At 66.7% G+C, this 18,891-nt stretch carries 18 protein-coding genes; 10 read left to right on the top strand and 8 right to left on the bottom strand.

Going from position 1 to position 18,891, the window contains the following annotated elements; all coding sequences use genetic code 11:
* Nucleotides 1-92: 92 nt before the first annotated feature.
* Nucleotides 93-1,136 (bottom strand): hypothetical protein, encoded by a 1,044-nt coding sequence (locus ACOQOP_RS04025; RefSeq protein WP_420565036.1) that lies wholly within the window; start codon nt 1,134-1,136, stop codon nt 93-95.
* A 72-nt stretch (nt 1,137-1,208) separates the two neighbouring features.
* The gene (locus ACOQOP_RS04020; RefSeq protein WP_420565035.1) at nt 1,209-2,318 is read right to left on the bottom strand and encodes a 5-methyltetrahydropteroyltriglutamate--homocysteine S-methyltransferase; all 1,110 of its coding nucleotides are present in this window, start codon (nt 2,316-2,318) and stop codon (nt 1,209-1,211) included.
* Nucleotides 2,319-2,626: 308 nt separating this feature from the next.
* Here ACOQOP_RS04020 and ACOQOP_RS04015 point away from each other — a divergent pair, with 308 nt between their 5' ends.
* From ACOQOP_RS04015 to ACOQOP_RS04000, 4 genes are all read left to right on the top strand, one after another.
* The gene (locus ACOQOP_RS04015) at nt 2,627-3,367 is read left to right on the top strand and encodes a GntR family transcriptional regulator (protein ID WP_420565034.1); all 741 of its coding nucleotides are present in this window, start codon (nt 2,627-2,629) and stop codon (nt 3,365-3,367) included.
* Nucleotides 3,368-3,473: 106 nt separating this feature from the next.
* Entirely contained in the window at nt 3,474-4,502 is a 1,029-nt protein-coding gene (locus ACOQOP_RS04010) for a TRAP transporter substrate-binding protein (RefSeq protein ID WP_420565033.1), read from the top strand.
* Between the two features lie 87 nt (nt 4,503-4,589).
* A complete protein-coding gene (locus tag ACOQOP_RS04005) occupies nt 4,590-5,111 on the top strand; it encodes a TRAP transporter small permease (RefSeq protein ID WP_420565032.1) in 522 nt (173 codons plus the stop codon).
* Nucleotides 5,111-6,427: a TRAP transporter large permease gene (locus tag ACOQOP_RS04000; RefSeq protein WP_420565031.1), complete on the top strand. Its 1,317-nt coding sequence runs from the start codon at nt 5,111-5,113 to the stop codon at nt 6,425-6,427. Before ACOQOP_RS04005 ends, ACOQOP_RS04000 begins: the two co-directional genes overlap by 1 nt.
* A 142-nt stretch (nt 6,428-6,569) precedes the next feature.
* On the opposite strand, the gene ACOQOP_RS03995 is transcribed toward ACOQOP_RS04000, so the two are convergent.
* Nucleotides 6,570-6,959: a hypothetical protein gene (locus ACOQOP_RS03995; protein WP_420565030.1), complete on the bottom strand. Its 390-nt coding sequence runs from the start codon at nt 6,957-6,959 to the stop codon at nt 6,570-6,572.
* 223 nt (nt 6,960-7,182) lie between these two features.
* Between ACOQOP_RS03995 and ACOQOP_RS03990 the strand changes: the two genes are divergently transcribed.
* Nucleotides 7,183-7,380, top strand: coding sequence for a hypothetical protein (locus ACOQOP_RS03990; protein WP_420565029.1), 198 nt, complete (start codon nt 7,183-7,185; stop codon nt 7,378-7,380).
* Nucleotides 7,381-7,519: 139 nt separating this feature from the next.
* Here ACOQOP_RS03990 and ACOQOP_RS03985 read toward each other — a convergent pair whose 3' ends face one another.
* From ACOQOP_RS03985 to ACOQOP_RS03965, 5 genes are all read right to left on the bottom strand, one after another.
* Nucleotides 7,520-8,107: a hemerythrin domain-containing protein gene (locus tag ACOQOP_RS03985; protein WP_420565028.1), complete on the bottom strand. Its 588-nt coding sequence runs from the start codon at nt 8,105-8,107 to the stop codon at nt 7,520-7,522.
* 58 nt (nt 8,108-8,165) lie between these two features.
* Nucleotides 8,166-10,889 (bottom strand): ATP-binding protein, encoded by a 2,724-nt coding sequence (locus ACOQOP_RS03980; protein WP_420565027.1) that lies wholly within the window; start codon nt 10,887-10,889, stop codon nt 8,166-8,168.
* Nucleotides 10,889-11,146 carry a hypothetical protein gene (locus tag ACOQOP_RS03975; RefSeq protein ID WP_420565026.1) on the bottom strand — a complete coding sequence of 86 codons (258 nt, stop codon included), beginning with the start codon at nt 11,144-11,146 and terminating at the stop codon, nt 10,889-10,891. The genes ACOQOP_RS03980 and ACOQOP_RS03975 overlap by 1 nt, the downstream gene beginning before the upstream one ends.
* A gap of 19 nt (nt 11,147-11,165) precedes the next feature.
* Nucleotides 11,166-11,534, bottom strand: coding sequence for a response regulator transcription factor (locus ACOQOP_RS03970; protein WP_420565025.1), 369 nt, complete (start codon nt 11,532-11,534; stop codon nt 11,166-11,168).
* Nucleotides 11,535-11,680: 146 nt separating this feature from the next.
* Nucleotides 11,681-13,267, bottom strand: coding sequence for a helix-turn-helix domain-containing protein (locus ACOQOP_RS03965; protein WP_420565024.1), 1,587 nt, complete (start codon nt 13,265-13,267; stop codon nt 11,681-11,683).
* Between the two features lie 265 nt (nt 13,268-13,532).
* Here ACOQOP_RS03965 and ACOQOP_RS03960 point away from each other — a divergent pair, with 265 nt between their 5' ends.
* The 5 genes from ACOQOP_RS03960 (at nt 13,533) to ACOQOP_RS03940 (ending at nt 18,782) form a co-directional block, all read left to right on the top strand.
* Nucleotides 13,533-14,879 (top strand): substrate-binding protein, encoded by a 1,347-nt coding sequence (locus ACOQOP_RS03960; protein ID WP_420565023.1) that lies wholly within the window; start codon nt 13,533-13,535, stop codon nt 14,877-14,879.
* Nucleotides 14,880-15,048: 169 nt separating this feature from the next.
* A complete protein-coding gene (locus tag ACOQOP_RS03955) occupies nt 15,049-16,065 on the top strand; it encodes a branched-chain amino acid ABC transporter permease (protein WP_420565022.1) in 1,017 nt (338 codons plus the stop codon).
* Between the two features lie 4 nt (nt 16,066-16,069).
* The gene (locus tag ACOQOP_RS03950; protein WP_420565021.1) at nt 16,070-17,230 is read left to right on the top strand and encodes a branched-chain amino acid ABC transporter permease; all 1,161 of its coding nucleotides are present in this window, start codon (nt 16,070-16,072) and stop codon (nt 17,228-17,230) included.
* Between the two features lie 14 nt (nt 17,231-17,244).
* The gene (locus ACOQOP_RS03945; RefSeq protein WP_420565020.1) at nt 17,245-18,000 is read left to right on the top strand and encodes an ABC transporter ATP-binding protein; all 756 of its coding nucleotides are present in this window, start codon (nt 17,245-17,247) and stop codon (nt 17,998-18,000) included.
* Nucleotides 18,001-18,020: 20 nt separating this feature from the next.
* The gene (locus tag ACOQOP_RS03940; protein ID WP_420565019.1) at nt 18,021-18,782 is read left to right on the top strand and encodes an ABC transporter ATP-binding protein; all 762 of its coding nucleotides are present in this window, start codon (nt 18,021-18,023) and stop codon (nt 18,780-18,782) included.
* Nucleotides 18,783-18,891: the final 109 nt, after the last annotated feature.

Below are 18,891 nucleotides of genomic sequence, written 5' to 3'. Positions count from 1 at the left end.
CTGTACGGCGGAACTGTCCGCTTTGTTCTGACGGGACTCTACCGGCGAGACCCGAAGGAAAGGTTAACAGCGAAGGTTTTCTGTTTGCAGGGTCAGTGTCCGGTCTCGCGCTTCTTGATCCGCGCGAGGCCCGGCAGCATCTCGCCCTTGATGAACTCGATCCGTTTCATCGGCGCGCCGCCGCGCGACGGGAACCGCTCGGCCCAGAGCTTCATCTTCACGGTCAGTCCACACAGCACGGCGGCAAGCGAGACATGGTGGTCGCGCACGAAGTCGCGGAAATTCTCGAAGGCGTGCGGGTCGATGTCGTCCCACAGCTTCTGGGAGCGCTGGTCGAACATGTCGAAGCGGCCGACCAGGCTGGTGGAGATGTCGGTCAGGTCAGACGCGATCTCGGAGATCACCCGCTGGTTCGCCGGGTCGGAACGGACCTGGAAGTTGTCCTGCAGGTCATTCATCCAGTCGATCATGTCGGGGATCGCGCCGGTCACCTCGTCCAGCGCGTCGCGGAAGTAGCTGAGGCTGAGGAACACGTCGCCGCACTCCTCCAGGAACTTCGGCACGTCCTCGAGTTCGATCTTCAGGGTATCGGCCAGCTCCTTGAGCGCCCGCATCGCGTCCTCGCGATTGGGCTTGCGGACCAGGTCGATCAGCTCGCTGGCTTCCGAGGCGTCCTGCTGCTGGCCGTAGATCTTCATGATCAGCGGCCGGGTGAAGGAGGCCATGTATTCCGACAGCTCGGCCCGTTTCTCCGGCGACAGGTTCAGGGCGTCCGTGCCGGTGAAGTCGACATTGATGCGGCGCAGCTCGATGCGCAGGGAGAACACATCGAAGCTCTCCAGCTCCGCCAGGCGGCGCAGGATCTCGACATCGTCCTCCAGGGCCTTGGGGTCCTGGGTGAAGAACTGCGGGATCTCGTCGATCCGGATCTGGCCGCTGCCGATGCCATCGCCGCGGAACAGCTCAAGCACGCTCTCCAGATGGGCGTTCTTGATCATCGTCGCCTTCTTCAGCCCGAGGGTCTGAAGCGGGACGTCGTGAAGCGGCAGGGCATAGAGCCTGTCGACCGCCGCTTCCGAGGCGCCGAAGTCGTAGGTCTTGGGAGCGGATATGTCCATCTTCGCAGCGTCGGCCATGGTGTCCTCCAGGATTGGAGGAACTCTAGGCAGACACCGTAAAGAACCGGTTAATTATGCCGGCTTCCGAAGTCAGGCCTTTCCCCAGATATCGTTGGCGACCTCGACGATGAAGCCGAGCTTCCGCCACTGCTCCTCCTCCGACAGGATGTTGCCCTCCTCGGTCGAGGCGAAGCCGCATTGCGGGCTGAGGCAGAACTGGTCAATCGGCGCGAATTTGGACGCCTCCTCGATCCGGGCGTGAACGCCGTCGCGGTCCTCCAACTCGCCGAACTTGGAGGTCACCAGACCCAGTACCACCTTCTTCTTGCCCTTCGGCAGGAAGCGCAGCGGCTCGAACCCGCCGGCCCGCTCGGTGTCGTATTCCAGGAAGTAGCCGTCATAGTCGAGTTCGCCCAGCAGCATCTCGGCGACCGGCTCGTAGCCGCCCTCAGAGATCCAGCTTGAGCGGAAATTGCCGCGACAGACATGCGTGGTGATCGCCATGTCGGCCGGCTTGGCCTTCAGCGCATGGGCGATCATCCCGGCATAGGCCGCCTTCAGCGCGTCCGGATCCTCGCCGCGATCGCGCACCGCCTGGCGCTCCTTCTCCGAGCAGAGATAGGCCCAGACCGTGTCGTCGAACTGCAGATAGCGGCAGCCGGCGTCGTAGAAGCTGCGCACCGCCTGGGCATAGGCCTCCGCGGTGTCGGCGTAGAAATTCTCGATGTCCGGATAGACCTCCTTGGAGATCGCGTCCCGACCCCCGCGGAAATGCAGCACCGAGGGCGACGGGATGGTCATCTTCGGGGTGACCTTGGTCACGCTCTTCAGGAACCGGAAATGATCCAGCATGGGATGGTCGGAGAAGCCGACCTTGCCAGTGACGCCGATGCTCTCAGACTTGGTCTGCACGCCGGAGAACTGGATCGCCTTCGCACCTTGGACCATCTCGACGCCGTCGAGTCCGGCCAGGAAGTCGAAGTGCCACCATGAGCGGCGGAACTCGCCATCGGTGACGGCCTGCAGGCCGACCTCCTCCTGGCGGGCAACGACATTGCGGATGCAGTCGTCCTCGACCGCCTTGAGCCCCGCCGCATCCAGCTTCCCGGCAGCGAAATCGGCCCGCGCGGCCTTCAGTTCGGCCGGGCGCAGGAGGCTGCCGACCTCGTCGGCACGGTATGGGGGCGTCGGGGTCGTCATGGCGGTTCCTCCAGCTCGGTCTCGTTGATTCTGAGAAGGCCGATTGCCTAGTCTTTCCCATAAGTTGTATACATCAAGTATACGATTGCAAGAGACGATCGGGAGGAAACGCGATGCCTTACCGCAGGGAGCCGGACCTGGGTCCGGGCCTCGCGCTGCTTTCGGGCGCGGACCGGGGCTTTCCATATCCTTCGAGCGCGGCTTCCGATGAGCCCGGTGCCGCGTCCGCGGCATCTCCACAGCTACAGTTGTATGCAGCCGGCACCGGCACGCGGTCGGGCGACCAAGCCGCCGGGGGGGCCTGAGCCATGCCCGGACCGGCCCGCCGCGCGCGCGGCACCTCCCAGAGCCTGAAAGCGTTGATGGGCATCCGCGATCTGGTCTTCTCGGGCGAAGTCGGACCCGGAGTCCGGCTGTCGGAGGTCACCCTGTCGGCGCGGCTCGGCCTCTCGCGCACGCCGATCCGCGCCGCCCTGGCCCAGCTCGACCAGGAGGGGGTGGTGGAGACCATTCCGTCCGGCGGCTATACGGTGCGTAGCTTCACGCCGGCGGACGTCGCCGACGCGATCGAGCTGCGCGGGGCGCTGGAGGGGATCGCCGCCCGTCTCGCCGCGGAGCGCGGCGTGCCGCCGGCCCGTCTGCAGACCATGCACAGCCTGCTGGCCGAACTGGACGTGCTGGTCGTCGACCCGGCGCAGATCGACTTCGAAGCCTATATCGAGCGTAATGGCGCCTTCCACGAGCATCTGCACGCCCTGTCCGGCAGCGACACCATCCGCCGCGAGCTGGAGCGGGCGATGCGCCTGCCCTTCGCCGCGCCCAACGCCTTCATCTCGGCCCAGGAGGAACGGCCCGACATCCGCTCGTCGCTGGTGATCGCCCAGGCCCAGCACCGCTCGATCGTCAACGCCATCGAACTGCGCGAGGGCACCCGGGCCGAGGCCCTGGCCCGTGAGCATGCAAGGCTGGCCCGGGTCAATCTCGACGCCATGATCGAGGACCGTAAACTGATGACAAAGGTGCCGGGACTGTCGCTGATCAACGGATAGCGGACGGGACGCCGCCGTCGACAGGACCGCATGGATGTGATGACGTTCCGGAAACCGGAACCAACCGGACCGACGATAAGAGAAAACCCGTAGGGAGGACCACGCAATGCTCAAGAAACTGCTATCCGCCGGATTTGTCGCCGCCGGCGTGCTCGGCCTCGCCACCTCGGCGAGCGCCCAGGACGTCACCCTGAAGCTGCACCAGCTTCTGCCGCTCAAGGCTGCGATTCCCGACAAGTTCATCAATCCGTGGATCGAGCGGGTGCAGAACCAGTCCGGCGGCCGCATCAAGGTGGAGCACTATCCCTCCATGCAGCTCGGCGGCAAGCCGCCGGAGCTGGTCCAGCAGGTGACCGACGGTGCCGTCGACATCATCTGGACGGTGATGGGCTACACGCCGGGCCGCTTCCCGCGGGCCGAGGCGTTCGAGCTGCCGTTCATGGTCGCCACCGCGGAAGAGACGTCGGTCGCGTTCCAGAAATACGCCGACAAGCACATGCAGAACGACTTCCCCGGCATGCAGGTGATCGCCGTGCATACCCACGGCCCGGGTCTGATCCACTCCAAGGCGCCGGTGAACACGCTTGAGGACCTGAAGGGTATGAAGCTGCGCGGCCCGACCCGGGTGATCACGGGCATGCTGGAGCAGCTCGGGGCGGTCGCGGTCGGCATGCCGGTCCCGGCGGTCCCCGAAGCGGTGTCCAAAGGCGTGATCGACGGCGCGGTGATCCCCTGGGAGGTGACCCTGCCGCTGAAGATGGCCGAGCTGGTGACCAACCACACCGGCTTCGAGGGTGACCGCGGTCTGTATACCGCCACCTTCCTGTTCGCCATGAACAAGGCCAGCTACGACAACCTGCCGGACGACCTGAAGAAGGTGATCGACGACAATTCCGGCGTGGAGGCCGCCCGTCTGGCCGGCCGCGCGATGGACGAGGTCGACAAGATCGGCCTGGCCAAGGCCCAGCAGGCCGGCAACACGATCATCACCCTGGACGCGGCCGAGACCGCGCGCTGGAAGGAGGCCGCCGGGCCGGTGGTCGACAGCTGGATCGCCGAGATGGACGGCAAGGGTATGGACGGCGCCGGCATGGTGAAGGATGCCCGCGACCTGGTGGCCGCCGAGACGAAGTAACGGCCCCGCCATCCGACACATCCGAGGCAGGCGGCCCGTCCGCCTGCCTCTTTCCTTGGATACCCGATCCTTGCCGAGGGGACCTGAGTGTATTCGACGATTTCCCAATTTCTGACCGGCCTGTCGCGGCTGCTGGCCATGCTCGGCGGCGCGCTGCTGCTGGCGATCACCGCCCTGGTGGTGCTCAGCGTCAGCGGCCGGGCGCTGATCTGGGCCGGGCTCGGGCCGATACCCGGCGATTTCGAACTGGTGGAGGCCGCCACCGCGCTGGCTGTCTTCTGCTTCCTGCCCTGGTGCCAGATGGAGCGCGGTCATGTCTCGGTCGACATCTTCGCCGACCAGCTCGGTACGCGGGCGAACACGGTGCTGGCGGTGCTGTTCGACCTGGCGATGACCGCAGCGGCCGGGTTCATCCTGTGGCGCCTGTGGGCCGGCATGCAGGACAAGATGCAGTATAACGAGACCACCTTCATCCTGCAGTTCCCGGTCTGGTGGGGCTATGCGGTCTGCGTGCCGGTCGGGGCAGTCTTCGTGATCGTCTGCGCCTGGACAGTGGTGCGCAGCCTGGTCGAGGGCCGCACCGGCGGGCAGGCGGCGGAGCTGCGCTGATGGACAAGCTCGAGATCGCGTTGTGGTCGTTCCCGGTCCTGCTGCTGCTGATCGGCCTGCGGATGCCCATCGGCCTCGCCATGCTGGGCCTCGGCGTCGCCGGATCGGTGCTGGTCAACGGTACCTGGCTGCCGGTCATGTCGCAGATGAAGTCGATGGCCTATGACACCTTTTCCAACTACTCCCTGGGCATCATCCCGCTGTTTCTGCTGATGGGCCAGTTCGCCACCCATGGCGGGCTGTCCAAGGCGCTGTTCGACGCCGCCGAGTCCTGGCTCGGCCACCGCAAGGGCGGGGTGGCGATGGCCGCCGTCGGCGCCTGCGGCGGGTTCGGCGCGATCTGCGGCTCCTCGCTCGCCACTGCCGCCACCATGGCCCAGGTCGCCCTGCCCGAGCTGAAACGCTTCGGCTATTCCGGCTCGCTGTCGACCGGCGCGCTGGCCGCCGGCGGCACGCTCGGCATCCTGATCCCGCCCTCGGTCGTGCTGGTGATCTATGCCCTGCTGACCGAGCAGAACATCGCCAAGCTGTTCGTCGCCGCGGTGGTGCCGGGCATCCTGGCGGCGCTGGGCTACATGCTGGCGATCGCGATCTATGTCCGCCTGAAGCCGGGCAGCGCCGGCCACCGGGACCCAGCGCCGATGGGCGAGCGGTTCCGCGCCCTGTGGCGCATCTGGCCCGTGCTGGCGGTCTTCGCCGTGGTCGTCGGCGGCATCTATCTCGGCCTGTTCACCCCGACGGAAGGGGCGGCCTTCGGGGCGGCCGGCACCGGGCTGATCGCGCTGGCCAACCGGGGGCTGACCCTGGAGAAGCTGAAGACCTCGTTGCTGCAGACGGCGACCTCCACGGCGATGATCTTCTTCATCGTGCTGGGGGCGGCGGTGTTCAACACCTTCCTCGCCTTCGCCCAACTGCCCCAGGAGGCGGCGCAATGGGTGACCGGCCAGGGCTTCGGACCCTATACGGTGCTGGTGGCGATCCTGCTGCTGTATCTGGTGCTCGGCTGCTTCATGGATTCGCTGTCGATGATCCTGCTGACCGTGCCGATCTTCTTCCCGGTGGTCAGCGAACTCGATTTCGGCATGGATCCGGAGGCCTTCGCCCTGTGGTTCGGCATCCTGGTGCTGATCGTGGTGGAGGTCGGGCTGATCACCCCGCCGGTGGGGATGAACCTGTTCGTGATCAACTCGATGGCCCGCGACGTGCCGCTGACCCACACCTACCGCGGCACCCTTCCCTTCCTGATGAGCGACATCGTCCGGGTGGTGGTGCTGGTGCTGTTCCCGGGGATCACGCTCTTCCTGGTGGGGATGTAGGGGCCCCGCGTCCCCCACTCTTCACTCCCCGGATTCATTCCGGGGCCTACGTATCCGCGCAATTTGGAGCCGACCGTGCTGCCCCTTACGTGGGCCCCGGACTAAATCCGGGGAGTTCGAGTGGGTGGGGGTGGAAGGCGCCTTATTGAATCTTCTTCGAGGTGGTGGCGTCTTCGCGTTCGTCCCAGGCCTTCTCCAGCGTGTCGAGGGATTGCTCGAACTTCTCCTGGGCAACCTCGTAACCCTCGGCGCTCGCCTCCTTGAGCTGGGCCCAGTCGCGCTTCACGGCGATCCAGGCCTTGTCGAGCGCCTCGCCCGTCCGCTCGCCGGCCTTGGCGGTGGCGTCGCTCGCGGCGTCGACCTGGCGCGCGGTCCAGTCGCCGACCCGATCGGCCCAGTCCTTCATGGTCGTCGTCATGCTGTCGACATAGGCCTCGGCCTGGCTGTCCCTGGTGCTGTCCTGGGCCAGCGCCGGACCGCCGCCCGCGAGCAGCAGGCCCGCCAGCGCGAGGGGGAAAACTATGGATCGCATCGGATATCTCCTGCCAAAGCTGTGAGACCGCACCCGGTCCCGGATCTGGGCGTCCGCGCGCCCGGTTCAAGAGATCGCTTCGGCCGGTCCGCCGGCATGAAGACCCGATCCCCCGCGAGAGACCAGACCGCAGGGACCGAGAAAAATTCCGCGCGATCGCCCGCGACGGGGCGCCGGGGCTCTGCTACCGTTCGTCCCGTTGTGGATCATTTCCGGTGCCGCGATGGATCCGACACTGCCCTCCGACCCTCAGACACCTGCCAAGGCGGAACCGATGCGCTGGGCCGGGCACGGTCATCTCGGGGCCTTCCTGATGCAGGTGGGCATCCTGATCGCGGTCAACCTCGCGCTCTGGGGCTTCGTGTTCCTGATGGCGATGAAATTCGCCGGCGTGCTCGGCGACCCGGTCGCCGGACAGTAGCCCTTTCCCCGTCTTCCCGGCACTGAGCCGGCAATCCGAAGGGGAGATTGCTGGACCGCACGCGACTGATCTCCGCTGCTCCAGCGCCGGACGGCTGGGCCCCATGTCGGGCCCGGAAAATCGGAGAGGGGAATGCCCCTCACCCGCCCGACAGCTTCAGCAGGGCCGGGATGACGATTTCCTCCTCGTCCACCAGGTGGCGGTCGAGGAGACTTTCGAACCCCCGAACCTTCTCCGCGAACCGCGCGACCTGCGCCGACCCGAGCGTTCCCGCCTGGGCCGCCTGAAGCAGGGTGTTCACCTCGCCGGCGAAGCCGTGCAGCCGGGCGTCCAGGTCCCGGTGGTCGGCCTCCAGCAGGTCGAAGCCCCGGGCCACCGATGGCACCAGTTGGCGGATCTGGGGAAAATAATGCGCGTCCTCGATCGAGTGGTGACCATGCAACTCGCCCAGCAAAGTGCTGGCGAGCCGGTAGAGCCGGGGGGCGTAGGCGTCGGGCGCCACGTCCCCGGCAGCGGCCGCACCGGCATCGGCGGCGATCGCGTCGAGCAACTGGCGGAAGGCGGCGTGCCGCTCCAGCCAGAACCGGGTCATGCCGCCGAAATTCGGATGCGCCGCCCAAGCCTCCTGGGGCAACGCCTTTACCAGCACGCGCAGGGTTTCGGGCAGCGCGGTGCGGGTGCCGAGGCTCAGCTCGGTCAGGGCGTCGGGACGATCGGAAGAGGTCATGCGCGCGCGGGGGTCCAGGGCCGGAGAGAACTGACCCTTACATAGCACTCAGGGTGCGTTATTCACCCGCCGCAGCTGCGGTTTCCCGACGCAGCGGTACGCGCAGGCGGAACCGCGCCCCGCCGCGGCCCGAGCCGCGCCCGGGCTCCGGCAGCAGTTCCAGATCGCCGCCGAGCATGCGCGCGATGCTGCGGCTGATCGACAGGCCAAGCCCGGCGCCGGTGCGGTGGCCAGGGGTCAGTTCCTTGCCCCGGGCGAACTTGGCGAAGATCCGCTCCCGGTCCTCCGGCGGGATGCCCGGCCCGTTGTCATCCACATAGGCGAAATAGGTGCCGCCATCGATCCGGCTGCTGACCGTCACCCGGGGCTCGGCACTGGTGTTGTACTTGATGGCGTTGGACAGGATGTTCATGAACACCTGGGCCAGCCGGTCGCCGTCGGCGCGGATCGGCGCCTGCTCCACACAGGGACCGTAGTCGATGGTCACCCCCGCGCTGGCCGCCATGCCGCGGCTGGTCTCCACCGCGTGCTCCAGGATCCGCGCGCCGTCCACATCCTCCAGCCGCAGGGCGAACTGGCCGCTGTCCAGGTGCGACACGTCCAGGATCTCGTCCAGCAGGCGCGACAGGCGCAGGGTCTCGTCCTGGATGATCTTCAGGTATTTCCGCGACCTCTCGGATTCCAGATCCGGATTGTCGAGCAGGATCTCCGAGAACGAGCGGATGGACGCCATGGGCGTGCGCACCTCGTGGCTCACCTGGCTGAGGAAGTCGTCCTTCTGGGCGTCCAGCATGCGCAGCCGCTCGTTGGCGTCCTGCAGCGCCTTCGCGGTCTGCTGCAGCTCCTGGGACTTCGCCTCCAGGCGCTGGGAGTACTCGATGACCTGCTGGGTCTCGTCGACCAGCCGGATCAGTTCGTCCAGGCTGATGGTCTCGCCGGTGACCACCTGACTGATCATCACCCGGGCCGAGGCGGCCCCGATGCCGCCGGCGAGCAGCCGTTCCAGGTGGGAGATGAAGGCGGGGTCCGGGCGCGGCATGTCGCCGACCGCCCCCTGGCGCTGGGCGAACTCGGCGAAGACCCGCTGCGCCTCCTCCGCGCCGAGGATGCGCTGGGTCATGACATAGAGGTCGTCGACCGTGGCCGAACGGGTGATGAAGCGGCCCTCGCTCTCCGCCGGATTGCGGAACACGTCGACGAACAGGGTGCCCTGGAGCCGTTCCAGCGGGTTCTGCTCGCGGAACAGGGAGACGGCGACGAACAGGACCACATTGACGGTCATGCTCCAGAACACCGAATGGACCAGCGGATCGTCGCCCTGGACGCCGAACAGCGCGTGCGGCCGCAGCCAGCCGATGCCCCAGGGCCCGTCCACCATCAGCCCCTGGGTAATGAACCACACGCCTTCGAAGTTCGGCAGGACCAGGGTGTACATCCACACCAGGAAGCCGGCGAACATGCCGGCAGCCGCCCCCGCCTTCGAGGCCGAACGCCAGTACAGCCCGCCGACCATGGCCGGCAGGATCTGCGCCGCCCCGGCAAAGGCGATCAGGCCCATGGCCGCGAGCGCGTCGGACTGGGCGCTGGCGACGAAATAGCCGAAACCCAGCAGCAGCAGCAGGCCGATGCTGACCCGGCGGCTGACCAGCAGCAGCCGCTTCATGTCGCCGCTGACGGCTTCGCTCAGCACCGGCAGGCGGAGGACCACCGGGATGACGATGTGGTTCGACACCATGATCGACAGCGCGATGCAGGCCACGATGACCATGGAGGTGGCCGAGGAGAAGCCGCCGATGAAGGCCAGCAGCGCCAGCGCGTCCTGGCCCTGAGCCATGGGCAGGGTGAGCACGAACATGTCCGGATTGGCGCCCGGCGGCAGCAGGGTGAGCCCGACGATGGCGATCGGCAGGATCGAGCAGCACATCAGGAACAGGTAGAGCGGGAACAGCCAGGAGGCGGTGCGGAGCTGCCCCTCGTCGGCATTCTCCACCACCGTCACCTGGAACTGGCGCGGCAGGCACAGGATGGCGGTACCGGCGAGGAAGGTCATCGCCACCCAGCGCGGGCCGTAGACCGTGTCCGGATCGATCACGACGCTGGCCCCCGGCATGGCGAAGACCTCGCCCAACCCGCCGGCGACGCCGAAGACGACGAAGATGCCGACCGCCAGCAGGGCGATCAGCTTGACCAGGGCCTCCAGCGCGATGGCGGCGACCACCCCGTGATGGCGTTCGTTGGCGTCGATGTTTCGGGTGCCGAACAGGATGGTGAAGGCGGCCATGCCGGCGGCCACCCAGAAGGCGGTGGAGACGTCGATCACCGCCTCGCTGCCCGCACTGCCGACCACCGAGAAGCTGATGGTCACCGCCTTGAGTTGCAGGGCGATGTAGGGAGTGCTGGCGATCACCGCGATGATGGTGACCAGCACCGCCAGGGTGGTGCTCTTGCCGTAGCGCGAGGAGACCAGGTCGGCGACCGATGAGATGCGGTGCACCCGGCCGATCCGCACGAGTTTGCGCAGCACGAACCACCAGCCGACGAAGACCAGGGTGGGGCCGAGATAGATGGTGATGAACTCCAGCCCGTCGCGCGCCGCCGAGCCCACGGCGCCGTAGAAGGTCCAGGACGTGCAGTAGACCGAGATCGACAGGGTGTAGATCAGCGGCGAGTGGGCGAGACCGACCCGGCCGGCGCGGGCCCGGCGGTCGCTGACGAAGGCGACGATGAACAGCAGCGCCACATAGGCGAGGGCCGTGACCAGGACGACATTGGCCGAGAGCATCAGCCGCCCTCCCCCTCCGGCTCCGGCGGCAGCTCCTCGCGGGTGAAGGCGCGGCCCGCGCGCCGGGCGACCATGCGGGTGAACAGGATCAGCCCGGCCCAGACCGCGAAGACATAGACCACGATGGTCGGGATGCCGAGCACCGAGGTCGGCTGGTTCACCACGTCCAGCATCGGCGGCATCACCAGCCAGGTGCCGAGCAGGGCCATCAGCGCCACCGCGTCACGGACTTTGGTTCTGGTGGGTCGGGTCGGCATGCGCACGCCCTGGGCAGCCTCAGGCCGAGGCCAGGGTCATGACCCGCTCCACCACCTCCCGGTTGGAGAACGGCTTGGTCACGAAGGCGTCTGCGCCCAGCTCCTCGGCGGTCTTGCGGTCCTTGTCCTGGCCCTTGGCGGTCAGGATCATCACCGGCACGCCCTTGAGGTCCGGATTCGCCTTGATCCATTTCAGGACCTCGAACCCGTTCATCTTCGGCAGCATGACGTCGAGGATCACAAGGTTGGGGCGCATGGTCGCGATCTTGTCGATCACCGCCCGGCCATCGAACACGGCGGTCACCTCGCACCCCTCACGGCTCAGAATGAAACTCAGGGATTCGACGATATTCGGTTCGTCCTCGGCGATCAGCACATGTGCCGGCACGGTGTGTTCCTCCCCCGGGTTCACCGGTTGACCCGGCGACGTTTTCGCCAGTGTAGCGCCGATCCTTGCCGCACGGAACGGTTCTGACGGTGCGGGTCGGCGACCACCTTGCCTACACCAATTCCACAGGCTGCACAGGGGTACCCCTACAGCGCCGGGCTGCGCACGATCGATTCCTCCTCGCGGTGCAGGCATTCGATGCGCGGGCAGAGCCTGCAGCTCGCCCCCACCCGCGCCGCCATCTCCCGCGCCGACAGGTCCAGCCCGTCCGCATAGACGGTGGCGTCCGCATGCACCGCCTCGCAGGCCAGCATGACCGAGTGCAGCACCGGCGGCTCGTGGAAGGTCGCCGGCTGCTTGGTGACCGTGCGGGCGATGAACAGGAATCGGCCGCGATCGGGAAACTCGGCGAGCTGCCGCACCACCCGGTCCGGCGTCTGGAACGACTGGTAGATCGCCCAGAGCGGACAGGCATGGCCGTAACGCGGCAGCGGCAGGCCGGGCAGCGGGAAGCGCTTGGTGGCGTGGCCGGCCGGGTTGGAGCGCAGGAAGGCGAAGGGGATCCCCTCCTCACCGCGCCGCCGCAGGGTGATCAGCCGGTGCGCCACCTGCTCGAAGCTGGCGGCATAGCGCTGGCGCAGCACCTCGATGTCGTAGCGGCAGGAGACCGCGTCCTCCAGGAAGCTCGAATAGGGCAGCAGCACCGCGCTGGCAGCATAGGAGGCGAGCGCCCGGAACGCCTGGTTGCGGGCCGCTTCGCTGGACAGGCGCGGGTCGTCAATCTCGCGGGCGATGGCGTCCCCCAGGGTCAGTTCCGCCGCCACCCGGGCGAGCTGGAACCGGCGGGTGGAGATCGATGCGTTGTCGAGGAACATCAGGGTTCGGCTGCCCGGATCGAACCGGCAGTGGTTGCGGAACCGCTCGCCGGTCGGCGCCTCGGCCACGGTGCGCCCGCGGTTGACCACGGCGATCCCTTGGTGCCGGTCGAGATAGTCGATCAGCGCGCTCATCATGGTCTCGCCCTGGCGCTCGACCTCCCGGCGCATGTCGGCCGCTGCCGCTTCCAATTCGGGGAAATGGTTGCGCCGTTCGATGAGAAAGTCGTCCACCTCCTCCGCCGGGGTGACCGAGCGGGTGTCGGCCTCGGGCACCTGGAAGACGTCGGTTAATGCCTGGGCCACATCGCTGAGCTTTGCACTCTCCTCGGTCATCATGCCCTGGAACCGCCGCCGCTGCTGTTCCGGCATGTCGTCCACATTCTCCAGGATCTCCGACACCGAGCGCAGGGCGGTGATGTGGGTCAGCACCTGGTGGATCAGGTCGCCCAGGAACGGGTCGCGGCTGAGCCGGTCGGACAGGGCGGACACCGTCTCGGCCTGGTCCACATAGGCGCGGTACAGGGCAAGCATCGACTGCGCCCAGTCCAGATGGCGGGCCACCAGGTCCTGCGCCCCCTCCTCCGGCAGTCGGGCCGCCTTCAGGCGCGGATCGGCCGCCATCTCCCGCAGGTCGTCGATCACCCGGCGTTCGGTCGTGCCGGCCAGAGTCTCCGCATCCAGGTCGAGCGCCACCGCCAGCCGGTTGAGCAGGCCGCCGGCGATGTTCCGCTTCCCGGCCTCGATCAGATTCAGATAGGACGGCGAGATGCCGACCGCCTTGGCCAGACCCGATTGGGTCAGTTCCATCTGCTTGCGCCGCTCGCGAATGCGGAACCCGGCGAGTTCCAAGGCCATTCCCACCCCTCCTTTTTCCCAAGCCTGCGCGCGGTTAAGTCCGCTTTTGTCACAGATTTACTATTTTGCAGGTGCGTTGTGTCTCAATTTGACAAAATAGTCAATTCAAAACAACAACTTAGTTTGCAAATTTTCAGATACCCTCTACAGTCGTATTGCCGCAGTCCAGGCTCGCGACGGTCTTCGTGCCGCCGGGAGCCACCATCAAGATCGAACCGAGATCGAACGCGACGCGGCAGGGACGAAGACCGAACGGGAGGAACCAATGACCGTCTTCGATAAGGGCGTCTCACGCCGCTCGCTGATGAAGGGGGGTGTCGCGCTGACCGCCGGCCTCGCCGCTCCGCATTTCTTCACCAAGAGCGCCTATGCCTATCTGAACGAGCCGAAGGGCGGCACCGTCACCCTCGGCTTCAACGTGCCGCAGACCGGCGCCTATGCCGACGAGGGTGCGGACGAGCTCCGCGCCTACCAGCTCGCCGTCAAGCACATCAACGGCGAGGGTGACGGCGGCATGCTGAACACCTTCTCGTCCAAGGCCCTGAAGGGCAACGGCATCCTCGGCAAGAAGGTCGAGTATGTGACGGGCGACACCCAGACCAAGTCCGACGCCGCCCGCGCGTCCGCCAAGCGGATGATCGAAAAGGACGGCGTGGTGATGGTGACCGGCGGCTCGTCCTCCGGCGTGGCCATCGCGGTGCAGTCGCTGTGCCAGGAAGCCGGCATCATCTTCATGGCCGGTCTGACGCACTCCAACGACACCACCGGCAAGGACCGCCGCGCCAACGGCTTCCGTCACTTCTTCAACGCCTACCAGTCCGGCCAGGCGCTGGCTCCGGTGCTTGAAGAGAACTACGGCAAGGACCGCAAGGCCTATCACCTGACGGCCGACTACACCTGGGGCTGGACCCAGGAGGAGTCGATCGCCGACGCCACCGAGGCCCTCGGCTGGCAGACCGTCGAGAAGGTCCGCACGCCGCTCGGCGCCGGTGACTTCTCGCAGTACATCACGCCGGTTCTGAACTCCGGCGCCGACGTGCTGATCCTGAACCACTACGGCAAGGACATGGTCAACTCGCTGACCCAGGCCGTGCAGTTCGGTCTGCGGGACAAGCAGGTGAACGGCAAGGACTTCGCCATCGTGGTGCCGCTCTACAGCCGCCTGATGGCGCAGGGTGCCGGCGAGAACGTGAAGGGCATCTTCGGGTCGACGAACTGGCACTGGTCGCTGAGCGACGCCGGTTCCCAGGCCTTCGTGAAGTCCTTCGGCGCCGAGTACGGCTTCCCGCCGTCCCAGGCCGCCCACACCTGCTACGTCCAGGCCCTGCTCTACGCCGATGCGGCCGAGCGGGCGGGCACCTTCGCTCCCTGCGAGCTCGGCAAGGCCCTGGAGGGCTTCGAGTTCGACGGCATGGGCAACGGTCCGACCCTGTACCGCGCCGACGACCACCAGTGCTTCAAGAAGGTGCTGGTCGTGAAGGGTAAGGACAACCCGTCCTCGCAGTTCGACCTTCTGGAAGTCGTGAAGGAAGTCGAGCGCGAGAAGGTCACCTACGACCCGAACATCCCGCAGTTCGCCGGCAGCCTCGGCAGCTGCAACAACGGCGCCTGATCGGGACCGGCATCTGGGTCAAGACTGCACCGAGATGCGCTGACAACACGGGGGCTCCCACGCGGGAGCCCCCGACTTGCCCGTTCAGGCCCCTCTCGACCCATGGTCGAACTGCTCTGCGCGCGGCATACTTTTAGGCAAATCGAAATCCCGGAGGGGGGACCGCGTCATGGACGCTTTCGTTCTTCAGATGTTGAACGGGCTCGACAAGGGCGGCGCCTACGCGCTGATCGCCCTCGGGCTGACCCTGATCTTCGGCACGCTGGGGGTGGTGAACTTCGCCCACGGCGCCCTGTTCATGCTGGGCGCCTTCTGTGCCGTGACGATCCAGAAGCTGCTGACGCTGTCGCAGAAGGTGAAGGACGAGAGCATCACCTTCTTCGACGCTTACAAGGAAATCCCCTACCTGGAGACCTGGTTCGGCGAGACCGGCCTCGTGATCATCGATTACGCGGTGCCGATCTCGCTGCTCGCCGCCATCCCGATCATGCTGATCATCGGCCTGATCATGGAACGCGGCCTGATCCGCTTCTTCTACAACCGCTCCCATGCCGAGCAGATCCTGGTCACCTTTGGCCTGGCGATCGTGCTGCAGGAGCTGGTCAAGGCGATGTTCGGCGCCAACCCGATCCCGACCCCGGCCCCTGAAGTGGTCGCCGGCAGCGCCGATCTGGGCGCCTGGGCCGGCGTGCCGGGCACCATCGTCTATCCCTACTGGCGCCTCATCTACCTGTTCTTCTCGCTGGTGGTGATCGGCGCGGTCTTCGCCTTCCTGCAGTTCACCACCTTCGGCATGGTCGTGCGCGCCGGCATGCAGGACCGCGAGACGGTCGGGCTGCTGGGCATCCACGTGGAGCGGCGCTTCACCATCGTGTTCGGCATCGCCGCGGTGGTCGCCGGGCTCGCCGGCGTGATGTACACGCCGATCCTGCCGCCCGACTACCACATCGGCATGGAGTTCCTGGTGCTGTCCTTCGTCGTCGTCGTGGTCGGCGGCATGGGATCGCTGCCAGGCGCCGTGCTGGCCGGCTTCCTGCTTGGCATCCTGCAGTCCTTCGCCTCGATGAACGAGGTGAAGTCCGTCATCCCCGGCATCGACCAGATCATCATCTACCTGATTGCCGTGATCGTGTTGCAAGTCCGTCCTCGTGGCCTGATGGGTCGCAAGGGCGTGATGGAGGGTTAGACCGATGGCCGCCTTTGCTTCCTCCGCCTTCGGCACCAGTGCCCGCAGCGACCTGATTTTCCTGGTCCTGTTCGCCGCCGCCGTCCTGACCGCCCCGCTCTGGGCCGGGCTCATCGGCGCCGGCTACCCGGACCTGCTGCAGAAATGGGCGATCTACGGCCTGTTCGCGATCGGCTTCAACATCCTGTTCGGGCTGACCGGCTACCTGTCCTTCGGCCACGCCGCCTTCCTCGGCGTCGGCTCCTACACGGCGGTGTGGTCGTTCAAGCTGCTGGGCATGAACGTGCTGCCGGCGGTGTTCTTCGCCATGATCACCGCCGCGGTCTTCGCGCTGGCCATCGGCTATATCAGCCTGCGCCGCTCGGGCATCTACTTCTCGATCCTGACCCTGGCCTTCGCCCAGATGTCCTACAACCTCGCCTATTCGGTGCTCACCCCGATCACCAACGGCGAGACCGGACTGACGGTGCTGCCGGACGACCCGCGGATCCTGGAGCAGCTCGCCGGCGTGCGCGACACGGTCTCGACCCCGACCACCTCGCTGTTCGGGCTGGAGATGACCGGCTATCCCGGTTTCTACTTCTGCGCGGTGGTGCTGATCATCGGGTTCTTCGTCGCCATGAAGATCTCGCGCTCGCCCTTCGGCACCATGCTGAAGGCGATCAAGTCGAACCAGACCCGGATGAACTACACCGGGTTCAACACCCGCCCCTATACCCTGGCCGCCTTCATCATCTCCGGCATGTACGCCGGGCTGGCGGGCGCGCTGCTGGCCTCCACCGACCCGCTGGCCGGGGCCGAGCGCATGCAGTGGACCGCCTCGGGCGAGGTGGTGCTGATGACCATCCTGGGCGGTGCCGGCACCCTGCTCGGTCCGGTCCTGGGCGCTGCCGTCATCAAGTACTTCGAGAACATCTTCTCGGCCTTCAACGAGCAGGTGCTGATGGAGATGTTCAACTTCCTGCCCGAGACCCTGCAGGAGGCGGCCGTCGCCGTGTCCGGGCTGTTCGTGGGCGAAGGCTGGCACCTGACCCTCGGCGTGGTCTTCATGCTGATCGTCATCTTCCTGCCCGGCGGGATCATGGAAGGCGTGCGGCGTGTCCAGAAGATGTTCCGGCGGTCGGATGGAGCGCAGAGCTCCAGCACCGTCAGTGAATCGGCCTGAGGGAGAGCGGGACCATGTCGATCCTTACCGTCCAGGGCGTGAACAAGTCCTTCGCCGGCCTCAAGGCCCTCAACCAGGTCAACCTGAAGGTCGAGCAGGGCAAGGTGCACGCCATCATCGGCCCGAACGGCGCCGGCAAGTCGACGCTGCTGAACTGCTTCGTCGGCCGGCTGGAGCCGGATACCGGCACCGTGATGTTCGACGGCCAGTCGCTGCTGAACCGGCGGCCCCATGAGATCAACCAGCTCGGCGTCGCCCGGGTGTTCCAGACGCCGGAGATCTTCCCCGATCTCTCGCTGCTGGAGAACGTGATGATCCCCGCCTTCGCCCATCGCGACGGGGCCTTCACCCTGAACTGGCTGCCGCGCATCGACGGCGAGGCGGAGATCCGCGACAAGGCCATGCACATGCTGGAGGATGTCGGCCTGGCCGATAACCGGGCCGACCATGCCGGTGCGCTGTCGCGCGGCGACAAGCGTCGGTTGGAGCTGGCCATGTGCCTGGTGCAGGAGCCGCGGCTGCTGCTGCTGGACGAGCCGACCGCCGGCATGTCGCGCGCCGACACCAACAACACCATCGACCTGCTGAAGCGGATCGGTGAGCGCGGCATCACCAAGATCGTCATCGAACACGACATGCATGTGGTGTTCTCGCTGGCCCACAAGGTCTCCGTCCTGGCCCAGGGCACCGTCATCGCCGAGGGCTCGCCGGAGGAGATCCGGGGCAATCCCAAGGTGCAGGAAGCCTATCTGGGCGGCGCCCACCTGTAGTCTGGAAAGAGGGCCAAGAGATGAACGCCACCGCCAACACCGCCGCGACCGCCTATCAGGCGCCCGCCGCCGGCACCGCCCCGTTCTTCCGGGTGCAGGACATCCACGCCTATTACGGCGAGTCCTACATCGTCCAGGGCGTGTCCTTCGACGTGCACGAGCAGGACATCGTGGCCTTGCTCGGCCGCAACGGCGCCGGCAAGACCTCCACCCTGCGCACCATCGCCCGCACCGACACGCCGGGCCTTCAGCGCGGCGAGATCTGGCTGCACGGCCAGCCGCTACACAGCATGAAGGCGTTCGAGGCGGCCCGCCTCGGCGTCCAGCTCGTGCCCGAGGACCGGCGGATCATCCCCGGTCTGACGGTGGAGGAGAACCTGCAGCTCGCCCAGGTCGAGGAGCCGATCGGCTGGCCGCTGGAGCGGATCTACGACCACTTCCCCCGCCTCGCCGAACGCCGCCGCCAGGACGCGGTGACCATGTCCGGCGGCGAGCAGCAGATGCTGGCGGTCGCCCGCGCCCTGGCCCGCGACCTGAAGCTGCTGCTGCTGGACGAGCCCTATGAGGGGCTGGCGCCGACCATCGTGAAGGAGATCGAGGGCATCCTTCAAAGCGTGAAGGAGCTCGGGATCACCACGATCATCGTCGAGCAGAACGCCATCGCCGCCCTGCACCTGGCGAACCGGGCGCTGATCCTCGACATGGGCCAGATCGTCTTCGACGGCTCGGCCCAGGAGGTGCTCGATAACGACGACCTGCGCCACGAGTACCTCGCGATCTAGACCGCAGGCGCGAGCGGATCGCCGGAGGCAAGGCTCCCGAAACCGACGGGCGGTGCCAAGGACGGCATCGCCCGTTTTCGTTCTGCGCCGCGAATCAGCCATGCTGCCG

Source organism: Thalassobaculum sp., assembly GCF_965223715.1.
Taxonomy (GTDB): domain Bacteria; phylum Pseudomonadota; class Alphaproteobacteria; order Thalassobaculales; family Thalassobaculaceae; genus Thalassobaculum.
This window is presented reverse-complemented; position numbering and strand designations above follow the sequence as displayed.

Coding starts and splice junctions, on each gene's coding strand:
- ACOQOP_RS03990 (WP_420565029.1), top strand. CDS start 7,183: ATGGATCCGACACTGCCCTCCGACCCTCAGACACCTGCCAAGGCGGAA.
- ACOQOP_RS04010 (WP_420565033.1), top strand. CDS start 3,474: ATGCTCAAGAAACTGCTATCCGCCGGATTTGTCGCCGCCGGCGTGCTC.
- ACOQOP_RS04015 (WP_420565034.1), top strand. CDS start 2,627: ATGCCCGGACCGGCCCGCCGCGCGCGCGGCACCTCCCAGAGCCTGAAA.
- ACOQOP_RS03980 (WP_420565027.1), bottom strand. CDS start 10,889: ATGCTCTCGGCCAATGTCGTCCTGGTCACGGCCCTCGCCTATGTGGCG.
- ACOQOP_RS04025 (WP_420565036.1), bottom strand. CDS start 1,136: ATGGCCGACGCTGCGAAGATGGACATATCCGCTCCCAAGACCTACGAC.
- ACOQOP_RS03985 (WP_420565028.1), bottom strand. CDS start 8,107: ATGACCTCTTCCGATCGTCCCGACGCCCTGACCGAGCTGAGCCTCGGC.
- ACOQOP_RS04000 (WP_420565031.1), top strand. CDS start 5,111: ATGGACAAGCTCGAGATCGCGTTGTGGTCGTTCCCGGTCCTGCTGCTG.
- ACOQOP_RS03945 (WP_420565020.1), top strand. CDS start 17,245: ATGTCGATCCTTACCGTCCAGGGCGTGAACAAGTCCTTCGCCGGCCTC.
- ACOQOP_RS03950 (WP_420565021.1), top strand. CDS start 16,070: ATGGCCGCCTTTGCTTCCTCCGCCTTCGGCACCAGTGCCCGCAGCGAC.
- ACOQOP_RS03975 (WP_420565026.1), bottom strand. CDS start 11,146: ATGCCGACCCGACCCACCAGAACCAAAGTCCGTGACGCGGTGGCGCTG.
- ACOQOP_RS04020 (WP_420565035.1), bottom strand. CDS start 2,318: ATGACGACCCCGACGCCCCCATACCGTGCCGACGAGGTCGGCAGCCTC.
- ACOQOP_RS03960 (WP_420565023.1), top strand. CDS start 13,533: ATGACCGTCTTCGATAAGGGCGTCTCACGCCGCTCGCTGATGAAGGGG.
- ACOQOP_RS03965 (WP_420565024.1), bottom strand. CDS start 13,267: ATGGCCTTGGAACTCGCCGGGTTCCGCATTCGCGAGCGGCGCAAGCAG.
- ACOQOP_RS03995 (WP_420565030.1), bottom strand. CDS start 6,959: ATGCGATCCATAGTTTTCCCCCTCGCGCTGGCGGGCCTGCTGCTCGCG.
- ACOQOP_RS03940 (WP_420565019.1), top strand. CDS start 18,021: ATGAACGCCACCGCCAACACCGCCGCGACCGCCTATCAGGCGCCCGCC.
- ACOQOP_RS03955 (WP_420565022.1), top strand. CDS start 15,049: ATGGACGCTTTCGTTCTTCAGATGTTGAACGGGCTCGACAAGGGCGGC.